10 protein-coding genes are annotated in these 11548 nt (G+C 54.7%); 4 read left to right on the top strand and 6 right to left on the bottom strand.

The window, feature by feature from the left end; translation table 11 throughout:
- Window positions 1-3: 3 nt before the first annotated feature.
- Window positions 4-1215: a peptide-methionine (R)-S-oxide reductase MsrB gene (gene msrB, locus AADB16_RS01670; protein WP_410800958.1), complete on the top strand. Its 1212-nt coding sequence runs from the start codon at window positions 4-6 to the stop codon at window positions 1213-1215.
- On the opposite strand, the gene AADB16_RS01665 is transcribed toward msrB, so the two are convergent.
- A complete protein-coding gene (locus tag AADB16_RS01665; RefSeq protein ID WP_410800956.1) occupies window positions 1173-1901 on the bottom strand; it encodes a 3'-5' exonuclease in 729 nt (242 codons plus the stop codon). The two genes, msrB and AADB16_RS01665, sit on opposite strands and share 43 nt — an antisense overlap.
- Window positions 1894-3780 carry a putative nucleotidyltransferase substrate binding domain-containing protein gene (locus AADB16_RS01660; RefSeq protein ID WP_410800954.1) on the bottom strand — a complete coding sequence of 629 codons (1887 nt, stop codon included), beginning with the start codon at window positions 3778-3780 and terminating at the stop codon, window positions 1894-1896. The genes AADB16_RS01665 and AADB16_RS01660 overlap by 8 nt, the downstream gene beginning before the upstream one ends.
- A 127-nt stretch (window positions 3781-3907) precedes the next feature.
- Between AADB16_RS01660 and cobU the strand changes: the two genes are divergently transcribed.
- On the top strand, window positions 3908-4423 hold the full coding sequence (gene cobU, locus AADB16_RS01655) for a bifunctional adenosylcobinamide kinase/adenosylcobinamide-phosphate guanylyltransferase (protein WP_309044023.1): 516 nt from the start codon (window positions 3908-3910) through the stop codon (window positions 4421-4423).
- Here the strand turns inward: cobU and AADB16_RS01650 are convergent.
- Both AADB16_RS01650 and cobT read right to left on the bottom strand, forming a co-directional pair.
- The gene (locus tag AADB16_RS01650; protein WP_410800952.1) at window positions 4404-5027 is read right to left on the bottom strand and encodes a histidine phosphatase family protein; all 624 of its coding nucleotides are present in this window, start codon (window positions 5025-5027) and stop codon (window positions 4404-4406) included. The two genes, cobU and AADB16_RS01650, sit on opposite strands and share 20 nt — an antisense overlap.
- Before the next feature lie 14 nt (window positions 5028-5041).
- Window positions 5042-6112 carry a nicotinate-nucleotide--dimethylbenzimidazole phosphoribosyltransferase gene (gene cobT / locus AADB16_RS01645; RefSeq protein ID WP_309044021.1) on the bottom strand — a complete coding sequence of 357 codons (1071 nt, stop codon included), beginning with the start codon at window positions 6110-6112 and terminating at the stop codon, window positions 5042-5044.
- Window positions 6113-6267: 155 nt separating this feature from the next.
- On the opposite strand from cobT, the gene cbiB reads away from it, so the two are divergent.
- Both cbiB and cobD read left to right on the top strand, forming a co-directional pair.
- A complete protein-coding gene (gene cbiB / locus AADB16_RS01640; RefSeq protein WP_309044020.1) occupies window positions 6268-7218 on the top strand; it encodes an adenosylcobinamide-phosphate synthase CbiB in 951 nt (316 codons plus the stop codon).
- Window positions 7215-8234, top strand: a complete 1020-nt coding sequence (gene cobD, locus AADB16_RS01635) for a threonine-phosphate decarboxylase CobD (protein WP_410800950.1) — start codon at window positions 7215-7217, stop codon at window positions 8232-8234. Before cbiB ends, cobD begins: the two co-directional genes overlap by 4 nt.
- A 28-nt stretch (window positions 8235-8262) precedes the next feature.
- Here the strand turns inward: cobD and AADB16_RS01630 are convergent, their stop codons facing one another.
- Window positions 8263-9477, bottom strand: coding sequence for a hypothetical protein (locus AADB16_RS01630; protein WP_410800948.1), 1215 nt, complete (start codon window positions 9475-9477; stop codon window positions 8263-8265).
- 68 nt (window positions 9478-9545) lie between these two features.
- A complete protein-coding gene (locus tag AADB16_RS01625) occupies window positions 9546-11516 on the bottom strand; it encodes a TonB-dependent receptor (protein WP_410800946.1) in 1971 nt (656 codons plus the stop codon).
- Between the last annotated feature and the right edge of the window lie 32 nt (window positions 11517-11548).

Below are 11548 nucleotides of genomic sequence, written 5' to 3'. Positions count from 1 at the left end.
GTTATGAACCGAAAAATACTCGTGATGGTTACTGCGCTTTTTGTCGCAGCTACCGGTGCCTTTTATGCCACCGTTGCCACAGCCGAGAAAAGCACCGTCACGGCCAATGAATATGCTCCGACAGACCCGGGCCTGAAAGTCGCTACCTTTGCCGGTGGCTGCTTCTGGTGCGTGGAAGCTGGCTACGAGAAAATCCCCGGCGTGGTGGAAGCTGTTTCTGGCTACACCGGTGGCGACGAGCCTAATCCGAACTATCAGCAGGTGGCCGGCGGTAGCACCGGGCACACAGAGGCTGTTCAGGTTTACTACGACCCGACCGTAATCACCTATGAAGGTTTATTGCAGGGCCTTTGGAGAATGATGAATCCCACGGATGCCAACGGTCAGTTTGTGGATCGTGGCCAACAGTATCGCCCGGGAATTTTCTATCACGATGCTGATCAGAAGCGTTTGGCTGAAACGGCCAAACAGGCACTGCAGGCTTCCGGTGTCTATGAAAAGCCGGTGGTTATTGAAATCACACCACTGGGCGCGTTTTACGCGGCAGAGAAGTATCACCAGGATTACTATAAAACGAATCCGGTGCGCTATAAATTCTACACCTACAACTCGGGCCGCTATCAGTTCATTGAAAGCGTATATGGCGAAGACTATGAATTGGATTTCAGCCAGTTCAAACCAAGCGAGAAGGCAATGGGCAGTTCTGGCGACAAAAAAGGCTTCGACCCGGAAAGCTTTGTAAAGCCCGATCCCGAAGCCTTGAAGAAGCGACTGACCAGTACTCAGTATGAAATAACCCAGAACGATGGCACCGAGCGGGCGTTCAGCAATCCGTACTGGGATAACAAACAGCCGGGAATCTACGTGGATGTGGTGTCAGGTGAACCACTGTTTTCTTCCCGTGACAAATACAAATCCGGAACTGGCTGGCCGAGCTTTACCCGCCCGCTGAGCCCGGACATGGTTGTGGAAAAGGAAGACAATGGGTTCTTTATGAAGCGCACCGAGATTCGAAGTCGCTTTGCTGACTCGCATCTCGGTCATGTGTTCAATGATGGTCCCGCCCCGACGGGCCTGCGCTACTGCATGAACTCAGCGGCGATGAAGTTCATCCCGTTGGAAGACATGGCTGCGTCTGGCTACGGCGATTGGATTGCCGAGGTGGAGGCGCCTTATAGCCATAAGTCGCCAACAGGCGTTTCTGGACTGAAATGATGCTGAATCTGGGCCTGCAGAAGTTCTGCAGTCGCTATAGCATCGACCAGAGCGTTATGGGCCGCGTAGTGAGGCAGCCCGTAGCGCTTTCTGCTATCCCCTAGCCGTATCGATGTTGGCTTTTCTCCTGCCAGTTTTTTAAAGAAAGAGGGTTGCCGGTTTGGGTGCAGGTGCGCCTCTATTGCCATGGTATCGATAAGAGGAAAACGGATTCCCTCATTAAGGCGGTATTGCAGTGCCACATTCAGGAAGGGTCGTTCGATATGTCTGAAGTGAACGACCACAATGCGGCCATTCAGGCTGGCAAAGACGTCTTCAAGTATTTCTGACAGATCTGGCGCGTCGCTGATATCGGCGTGGGTGATGCCATGGAATGTCACAGATGCTTGGTGCAGTGGCAGTCTCGGGCGCACAATCCAGTGTTTGGCCTGATTAAGCAGAATAGCGTCCATCGTAAAAGGCACCAGCCCGATACTGACGATTGAATGAGCGTCCGCTTCAAGGCCGGTGGTTTCAAAATCCAGGGCCACCATGGGCACCTCGGAGATTGCCGTGTCCTCAGAAACGCAGCCGGCCTCGTAAAAGGCTTTCAGCACAGGCGCCTTGGCGCTTTCCGACAGAGCCTGGTATTGCTCAGGCCATGGCAGGGTATTAACGGCGTCTGGTAAGGATTGGTTATCAGACATGCCGGGTCGCCTGAGAGTTGTAGCGGAATCTCAGGAACTTCTGGGCATTGCTCACAACCTGGAAGGCGTCTTTGAGATGGCTACGCTCAAATGGCGATAAATCTTCTGGCCGCACATTGTTGTTGGGTTCCTCTCCAGCTTCCAGGGCAAGCGCCTGATGGCGAATACGCACAATAGAAATGAACTCCAGTGCGTCTCGCAGGTTGCTCAGGTCGTCTTCCATAATCAGCTTGGTTTTGCCGATGCTTTTCAATCGTTCGAAGGAGTTCTGCGCCTGTGAGCCGCAAGCCAAGGCGTGAATCCGAATGAGGTCCGACAGTGGAGCTGTGCCCCGGCGTTTCAGGTTGAAGGTTTTTTGATGTTTACCGTCCTCTTCAAGCACAAAGGTGCGGAAGAAGCCCAGAGGAGGTGTTCGGTTGAGCGCATTGCGCGCCATAAGGGTCAGGAACAGTTGGCTGCTGCTGGCTTTCTGGGCGACCAGAGCTTTCAGCTCTTCGGCATATTCCGTGCGGCCATAAATGCCGTCCAGATCGAAAAAGATATTGCTGTTCAGCAGGGCGACTGCCTTGGGGTTTTCAATCCAGTCGGTAAAGTAATCGCGCCAAACCTTCAACGGCTGGCGCCATTTTGGGTTGGTGGCCATTATGTCGCCGGTGCAGTAGGTGTAGCCGCATTCAGCTAACCCGTCAGACACAAATTTTGCCAGTGCGAGGAAGTACTCGTCGTGTTCTTCTGGCACAAAGCTGTTGTCCAGAATCATGGCATTGTCCTGGTCTGTCACCACCAGTTGCTCGTCCCGGGCCATGGAGCCCAGTGCCATGAAGCAGTAGGGGACCGGCGGCGGCCCCAGTTTTTCCTCACCCAACTCCAGCAAGCGCTGAGTGAAGCTTCGGCCGATACCTGCCATAGCACTGCCTATCATGTGTGAATTGGCGTCCTCATTCACCATACGCACAAAGCTGTCGCGGACATCATTACTGATTTTCTTCAGGGCTTTCACATCTTGCTGGTGGAAGATGTTACTTACCAGATACAAGCTGCTCTGACTTTCGTAGCGCACAATGTCTGCAAGGGCGATTACGCCTCGAACCTCATCGCCGTCTATTACCGGCAAGTGATGCACGTTGTTGTGCAGCATGGTGAGCATGGCTTCAAACACATAGCTGCTGGCCCGAATGGTAATCAAACCTGTGGTCATGATATCGCTGACGGGCGTTTCGGAGGGCAGCGCTTCGGTTACCGCCCGCGTGCGCAGATCCCGATCGGTGATGATGCCCACCAACCGCTCCCTGTCGCAGGTGCCACCGCACTCTTCATCCATCAGCAGCAGAGCAGATACACCCTGATCTGTCATGATTCGCGCAGCTTCCTGCAGCCTCACAGTGGTGGGTGCCGAGACGGTTTCTCTGGAAATAAGACGGTTAACGCGGGAGGTCATCAGAGCGTTGGATTTTTCCCGGCGGGAGACGGCTGAACGCAAACGGCTGCGATCTTCTATCTCCACAAAATCTGCAAAATTCTCATCGTTTTCAAACAAATAATGAAAGGTTTCTGCCGTAACGCGATAGAGCAGGCTGTCCTCCAGTGCCCGCGCAGGAAACCTCACCTGGCCACGCATAAGCAGGCCAAACTGGCCAAATATCTCGCCTTCACCTATGCGGTTATACAACTCGCCGGAGCGACGGAAAATTTCCACAGCGCCGCTTCGCACGTAATACATGCGAGTGCTGGTTTGCCCGGTTTCTGTTATCTGGGTTCCTGCCCGCACATAACTGATCTCAATGTTGGCAGTAAGCTCGTTCACCAGCTCCCCAGGCATTTCATCAAATGGGGCATGCTGGATGAGGTGGTTGCGGATATCGATCAGTTCAGCCTGCATGCTGTCTCCCGGATGGAATTGGATAACGTTCAGGCAAAACTATAGCAGAAGCCGCCGGCTGAGCGGTGGAGGTTGGGCCGAAAGGCTATAATGTGGCTTTTGACCTTCGGAGAAACCATCAAACATCATGCATACACTAGTACTTGGCGGCATCCGCTCCGGTAAAACCGCGCTTGCGGAGCAGTTGGCTTCGGGCACAAACAATTCAGTGGTGTACCTGGCAACCGCAACCGCCGGAGACGACGAGATGCGCACGCGCATTCAGCGCCATCAACAGCAGCGCCCGGATAGCTGGGGGCTTGAGGAAGAGCCGCTGGCTCTGGCCCAGGTGCTTGCCCGCCAGGCAAAAGCCACGCAACTGCCCTGTATACTGATTGACTGCATGAGCCTGTGGGTGAGCAACCTGCTGCACGCCGGAGAAAAAACCTTTGCCCGGGAGCGGGAAGCATTTTTAAATCAGGTGAGCCTTTATCCCGGCGAGCTTGTGATAGTCAGCAATGAGGTAGGCTTGGGTACGATCGGGATGGACCCGCTCACCCGGCGTTTTGCGGATGAGCTGGGTTGGCTGAATCAGGCGTTGGCCGCTGTGAGCGACAAAGTGGTGATGAGTATCGCCGGACTGCCTACGGTGCTGAAGCCTTGAGTGACCCGTGGGCTACAAGGCTTTGGAAAGCCCCGTGAGCTGATGTGTCCACCTGTATTCTGCTACGGCAGGCATAGGGCGTGGCCACACTGGAGAAGGAATGCTCCAGGGGGATGTTCATAACATCCGCAATAACCATCCTGATCACCCCACCATGGCAAACGATCAGGACCTTTTGGCCTGCAAGCTTCTCCCGCCAATGGTGCCAGCTTTCAGTAACGCGGCGATTGAAGTCCTTGGCTGTTTCACCGCCGGGAGGCGTGTAGGCAACCGGGTTCGCCCAGAACTGGCTGAGCCTCTCGCCATCGTTGGCCATCACCTCATCGGCTGTGCGCCCTTCCCATTCCCCGAAGTTAATCTCCCGCAAACGTTCGTCCTTATGCAGGGGGATTCCGCGGTTATCTGCGAGTTTCTGCGCAAAGCGAACGCAGCGCAGCATGGGGGAGGTAACTATGGCATCCCAGTGCTCACTTTCAGTCACTGCGCTTCGCATCTGCTGCCACCCCGCCTCGCTTAGCGGGTCGTCTTTGCTGCCGCGATACATGGGGCCGCCTTCCGGCTCGCCGTGGCGAATCAGGTCAAACACGGATGTGCTATCAGCCATGGTGCCTGCCCTCTTTATTGCGGATCTTTATTGCTAACGCCAGCGTCTTCAAAGCTGGCCATTTTGTTGTGAAGCTCACAGGCCATTCTCAATAGCGGAATGGCGACAGCTGCCCCGCTGCCTTCACCGAGCCGCATGCCAAGATCCAGCAAGGGTTCAGCACCCAATGCGGCAAGAATAGCTTCGTGGCCAGGCTCAGCGGAGCGGTGAGCAAATAGCAGCCAAGGGCGGATGCCTGGCTGCTGGCTCACCGCAAGCAACGCTGCGACAGAGGCAATATACCCATCGACCAACACCGGAATGGATCGCGCTGCGCAGCCGGCAAAGGCGCCTGCCAGAGCGGCTATTTCAAAGCCACCAAAGGCCTTGAGTACGGCAATGGCATCCTCGCCATCGTCATCGTTATCGTGGCGCTGAATGGCCAGGATGATGATTTCCGCTTTGTGGCGCACGCCCGCCATGTCCAGGCCGGTGCCAGGACCAGTGAGTTTCATGGGGTTTTTGCTCATGAGCGAACTGGCAAGAGCCGTGGCGGAGGTGGTGTTACCTATCCCCATTTCGCCGCCAATGAATAACTGGCTGCCCTTGTCTGCAGCACGCTGGGCTGCGGCATCGCCGTGGCTCAACGCGGCGCATAGCTGCTCAGTCGTCATGGCATCGGCTTCTGAAAAATTACGGGTGCAGGGGGCGATGTGAGCATCAACCACACCGGGTAAGTTGGGCTCAACATCCGCTACCGTGCCCAGGTTAACAACTTCCAGTTCCGCACCCAGGGATTTGGCCAACACGCTTATAGCAGCGCCGCCATTGGCGAAATTGGCAATCATTTGAGCCGTAACCTCCTGGGGATAGGCTGAAACGCCCTCTTCACAAATACCGTGATCACCCACAAAAACGCTGATCTGAACACGATCAACTGCTGGCGTAACAGTGCCCTGCAGCCCGGCTAGCTGAACAGCCACGTTTTCGAGCCGACCCAGTGAGCCGGCGGGCTTGGTCAGAACGCTTTGACGCTGGGCGGCTCGTTCAAAAAACTGTGCGTCGGGTTGTTGGGGAGGGGTAGTCCAACTGCTGGGAAACGACATTTCACATACCTTCAGACATCAATAGACCGTAACGTCAGATGCTATTACGGCGATCAGGGCTTGGGTTCAATAGAGTTTGGAGCGGGATCATACTCCGACTGGGTGTAATGAGGTAGGCTTGACGGTTTCATCGACTGACCGGCTTGGAATCACCAGTGCTTTTATTCACTCCTTTAATTGTTTTTGTGCTCGCCCTCGCCCTTGATCAGCTGTTCGGTGAGCCGCGTCGCTTGCATCCGGTGGTCGGCTTCGGGCATTTGGCAAACGCCGTTGAAAAGCGATTTAACACCGCACCGACTAATTCCCGGCTGAGTCTGTTGGCTGGTCTGTTTTCCGTATTTTTGCTCACAGCACCGTTTTTGGGCTTAGCGATCTGGGTGTCTGTCACTCTCGATGGGTGGCTGTTGATGTTGATTCAATCGATCGTCCTTTGGCTCGCCATGTCTCTTCGCGGATTGGCTGAGCATGGCAGAGCGGTGGCTGAGCCATTGCAGGCCGGCGATCTTGAGACAGCTCGTGAGCAAGTCAGTCGTATTGTCAGCCGTAAGGCGAGTGCGCTGGACGAAAAAGGTGTGGCTGCAGCGGCAACTGAGTCCATGCTGGAGAATGGAGCCGATGCGGTGTTTGCCAGTTTGTTCTGGTTCCTGGCTGCAGGCATTCCGGGTGTTGTGCTGCACCGAATGGTGAATACCCTGGATGCCATGTGGGGCTATCGCAACCCACGGTTTCTATATTTTGGCCGAGTGGCCGCACGGCTGGATGACCTTATGGGCTGGGTGCCCGCTCGGCTGACAGCCCTTACCTACATGCTGCTGGGCAATCGCAAGCTGGCATGGTGGTGCTGGAGACATCAGGCGCCACAATGGGATAGCCCCAATGCCGGCCCTGTGATGGCGGCGGGTGCCGGCGCACTGAATGTTCGGCTTGGTGGGCCCTCACCCTATCCTTCCGGCGTTAAACATCGCCCGGTGCTGGGTGGCACCCAGAATGCGAGCTCCGCCAGTGTGGACGCTGCGATCACATTGGTACGGCGGGGAGTCTGGCTCTGGCTTGGCGCGCTTCTGGTGACCACAGTGTTTTGGTTTTTGGCGGTGCATTCATCATGATGCTGGAACATGGTGGGCGTTTAAACAAAGCGGCAGAACGCTGCGGAATCCCCCGTTCGGAATGGCTTGATTTGTCTACTGGCATTAACCCCAATGGCTGGCCAGTGCCTGAAATACCGGCAGAGCTTTGGCAAAGGCTGCCCGAAGCCGATGATGGGCTTGAAGAAGTTATTCGCAAGTGGTCAGGAGCGCCCGCGGAGGCGGCCTGTGTGCCTGTGCCGGGCAGCCAGGCAGCGATCATGGCGCTGCCGAAATTACGCAAACCCTGCCGTGTGGGTATACCTGTGCCGGGTTATCGAGAGCATGGGCAAAGCTGGCGGCAGGCAGGCCATACAATTGTGCCTATAGCACCTGAGCAAACAGACGGTGGAGCGACAGGCTGTGATGACCGTTGGCTGGACCGGCTGGATGTGCTGGTGTGGATTAACCCCAATAACCCCACCGGTGAAATCGTCCCGCCCTCGACGCTCCTGCGCTGGCATCAGCAGCTGCAGAAGCGCGGTGGTTGGCTCGTTGTCGATGAGGCGTTTATGGATGCTACGCCGGCATTCAGTTTGGCATTCCGTGCCGGTTTGCCAGGTTTGATTATTCTGCGTTCGCTGGGAAAGTTTTTTGGATTGGCGGGGGTGCGTGCAGGGGCGGTGCTAGCGGATCCTGTTGTTGCTGGGGCTTTAAGAAGTGCGCTCGGCCCTTGGGTGCTTGGTGGGCCTGCTCGTTATGTGATGGCTCGGGCGCTGGAGGATCATGACTGGCAGCAGAATGCCTTGCACCGTTTGCGCGGTGACTCTGACAAGTTGAGAGGGTTGCTCCAAGACAGTGTGTTTCCGGTTTTCGGCGGTAGCCCTCTGTTTCAGACCGTAAGGGTCGGCCAAGCGAGCGCTTTGGCGGAAATCTTTGCCCGTAGCGGCGTGCTGGTTCGCTGTTTTACCCAGCCAGAAATGCTGAGATTTGGACTGCCCGGCAGCAGTGGCGAGTGGAAGCGCTTGGCTGAGGTGATAAAGGCAGCGGCGCAATAATCCACCGCTGCCTTTAGTTTTACTTCGCTTATGGTGTGCCTGCTACTTCCGTGTCTTTGCCTGTTTCGATGAATGCAACTGCAATGGGCAGTAGCTGTGTTTCTACAAAATCGACCTGTTGATCGGTGGACGTATCAAAGATGCGAACACCTTGAGCACTGGTGTTGGCATCCCCTATCCAGAGAGTACCTTCGGGGCTTAGGTCGATAGTTCTGAAATCACCGCCTGTTAGACCAGCAACATCCGTGAGACTGTTGGCGCCTGCCAATGGGTTGAAGCGTTGCAGGGAAATGTCCTGCCAGCCTGTGTAGTTAAGAACGTAAGCCTGTGTTGGACTCACAAATACGGCGTTGTTGATCTGTGTGGTAATCTCAGCGTCAGTAATTAAAGGGCTGACGGTATAGGTGTCAGGGTCAATGATGTCCAGACCTGTGCCAGCAAATGGGGAGCTGAACCCGCCTCGATTAACTACCACCAAGCCAAGTCCCTCAACATGTTCAATGCGTGTTGGGTTGCGACCCAGCAAGGCAATGCCCTCAAGCCCTTCTGCATTCCCTGAGTCAGTATCGATTTCCTTGTCGGTTGTTGTGTCGAAGACCGCGACATAGCTTGTGTTTGTCGGCTTATAGTCGCTACCCAAACGCTCAAGAGTAATAAAGAGCTTGCTTCCAACAATCACCCCAGAGGACATGTTTGGTGCTCCGGTTGTGTTTTGGGGTATGTAAGCGGACAAATCCAGTTCACCCGTATAGAACTCTGACTCATTGGCGGCTGACGGGTTTACGATCCATGCGGTGCTTGCGCCATAGCGGAGGAGATACGCTTTTTGCTCACTAACAAAGACCAGCTGATAAGGATTTGATGAGCCGGTAGCGCCTTTTGCCAGTGTGGAGTAGTCCCACGTAGCGATGGCCGGATCTTTGATATTGACCTTCTTGATGGTATCAATGAAGAATTTACCAATCAGGTAGTAGTTTTCACCGTAGGCATTCACTGTAATATCAGACGGCCCCGGAAAATAACCACCGTTAGCCGATATATCGTCTTTGCCCAGTTCAGCCAACTCGACTTCGCCAGACAGGTAATCACTCGACGCAGTCGCGATTGCGGCAACGTACTTTGTATTTTCATCGATCTCGATGCTGCCACTGTTGCTTGAGCTTCCGCCACAGGCAGTAAGTGTGGCAGACAGGGCGAGCACGAAGGGTAGAGCGAATCTACGGAAGTGCAGTTCAGTTTTCATGATGGGTTCCTTGGTTCCTGTTTATATAAGGTCTTTCTTTTTGGTTTGCGTAATTAGATATTCGCCGATCAAAAAATGTGCTTCACATTCACAAACCAACTCCTTCCCGGACCGGGAAAGCGGCTGAAATCCTGATAGGTTTCGTTTGTTATATTTTGAAGTTCCAGAGTGACTTCGCTCTCGCCACGGTTGGGCCAGACTTTTGTCCAGCTTATGGAAGCGTTTATCAGAGTACGGGGGTCGGCCATGAGCCTGTTGGCGGCGTCATAATAGAGCTTGTCGTCATAGTTGTAGGAAACGTCAAAGCGGAAAGGCCGGATATGCCAGCGGCTGCCGGCGACGAATGACTCATGGTAGATGCCGGGAAGTCGTTGCTCGAAGCGATCACTGACGCTGTCATCAGTGTTTTCAGACTCCTGAAGTGTTGCGTTGCCGTACAGCTCCCACCAGTGATAGATGCGCCACAATGCATCTATTTCTGCGCCGTATATTTCTGCGGATAAATTGGTGTAACGGCCAACGCCGCGGGCGTCGTAGATCGCGGCAACAGCAGGGTCAAGTTCACGATAGAACCCTGTTAATTCGGCGTGCCCCCAGCCCCGGTCTGTGCGCAGAGTTATTTCGTAGTTCTTTGACTCTTCGGCTTCAAGATCGGGGTTGCCGACGAATAACCCCTGCTGACCATAGAGCTCCTGCAGAGTTGGAATACGAACTTGTCTGGATAACGCCCCAGAAACTTCCCAGTTGACGGCAAAGTAATGGCTCAACCCCAGTTGCCAGCTGTTGTAGCGATTTGTACTGGAGGTTTGCGTGACGGTGCCATTGCCGAGTGATTCATCGGAATGGTCGTCAATGCGGTACTGTCGCAGAGATACCTGCGAACGCCAGCGGCTGTTTGAGCTGAGCCATTGGTGGGAAAGCGCGCTGGCGATTTGCAGGCGTTCCCTTTCGTCAGGCAGATCCGAGCTGAGCTTGTCGTTCTGTCGGTAGTCGTATTTTGCGACATCGATAGCGGCGGAAAGCGTGTGGTTGCCCAACAACCAAGTGACGGTATTGGTCATTCCAAGCTGTTTTGTGCGGGTATAGACGTCGGTTGTGCCCAGCCCGACCAGCCCTGTTTTGTTGTTGTAACGCTCGTTGGCATCCGACCATATCACTCGGTGGCTGGAGTGAACCTGGCCATCCATCCAGCCTTTTTGCTGATAGTGCAATTGGGTGCGTAGGGTGTCGTTGGCTAAAAACGCTTTGTTATTTTGCCAGTTCTGAATGCTTGGAACGCCCTGCTCGTTATCGTTGTACTGAATCAGCGCGTCCAGCGTGCTGGTGTTATTGATCTCCCAACCCAGCTTAGTGCTGACAGCATCCTGATCGTAGTCTGCATTCCGGCGTTTTGTCGTGGCGCCATCGTTCGGATTGAACCATTCGCGGCTGTTGGGGTACTCAAAATCGTTGTTACTGCTCTGCCGATCCAGCGATACCCAATAATAAAAATCTTCGTGGCCACCACTGTTGAACAGGCCCATCTTGTAGGTATCAAAAGAACCTGCGCCCAAGTTAATGCGGGTGGAATCTTCAATATCTTTGCCCAGGGTTTCCATAACCACCACGCCACCAATACCAGCCTGGGCAAACTGCGCGGGTGCGCCACCAGGGTAAATCTGAATTCGGCTGATGTCGTGAAGCCCTAGCTTGCCCATATCCACCCCGCCCGTTACGGGATCGTTGAGCAGCATGCCGTCAACCACAACCTGAACCTGGCGAGCGGTGGAACCTCTGATGGAGACGGAGGAATAACTACCCAAGCCGCCACTTTGGCGAATCTGAACGCCCGTCTGATTGCTGAGCACGTCGGCCAGATTGGCGGTGCGGTTTTCATATTCCGAACGGGGGATTACCCGTACCGGGCCGGTTGCCTTGGAGGGATCGATGGTTGTTGCTGCGTTGGCGGGTGAGCTTTCAACAATGATAAACGGCGCAGCGTCGTCCGCGTTTGCGGCAGCCAGGGGGAAAAGAAATAGCAGGCAGAAAAAACGACGCATTAGAGCAGTTAACCATGGCCAAATGAGCTATA

Source organism: Marinobacter sp. KMM 10035 (assembly GCF_046537445.1).
In the GTDB taxonomy this organism is placed as follows: domain Bacteria; phylum Pseudomonadota; class Gammaproteobacteria; order Pseudomonadales; family Oleiphilaceae; genus Marinobacter; species Marinobacter sediminicola.
Note: the sequence above shows the minus strand (reverse complement) of the source record. Positions and strands in the feature narration are given on the sequence as shown.

What these genes read in the sequence shown, in the direction of transcription:
- AADB16_RS01665 (WP_410800956.1), bottom strand. Translation starts at nt 1,901, where the DNA reads ATGTCTGATAACCAATCCTTACCAGACGCCGTTAATACCCTGCCATGG.
- AADB16_RS01660 (WP_410800954.1), bottom strand. Translation starts at nt 3,780, where the DNA reads ATGCAGGCTGAACTGATCGATATCCGCAACCACCTCATCCAGCATGCC.
- AADB16_RS01630 (WP_410800948.1), bottom strand. Translation starts at nt 9,477, where the DNA reads ATGAAAACTGAACTGCACTTCCGTAGATTCGCTCTACCCTTCGTGCTC.
- AADB16_RS01650 (WP_410800952.1), bottom strand. Translation starts at nt 5,027, where the DNA reads ATGGCTGATAGCACATCCGTGTTTGACCTGATTCGCCACGGCGAGCCG.
- msrB (WP_410800958.1), top strand. Translation starts at nt 4, where the DNA reads ATGAACCGAAAAATACTCGTGATGGTTACTGCGCTTTTTGTCGCAGCT.
- cobD (WP_410800950.1), top strand. Translation starts at nt 7,215, where the DNA reads ATGATGCTGGAACATGGTGGGCGTTTAAACAAAGCGGCAGAACGCTGC.
- cobT (WP_309044021.1), bottom strand. Translation starts at nt 6,112, where the DNA reads ATGTCGTTTCCCAGCAGTTGGACTACCCCTCCCCAACAACCCGACGCA.
- AADB16_RS01625 (WP_410800946.1), bottom strand. Translation starts at nt 11,516, where the DNA reads ATGCGTCGTTTTTTCTGCCTGCTATTTCTTTTCCCCCTGGCTGCCGCA.
- cobU (WP_309044023.1), top strand. Translation starts at nt 3,908, where the DNA reads ATGCATACACTAGTACTTGGCGGCATCCGCTCCGGTAAAACCGCGCTT.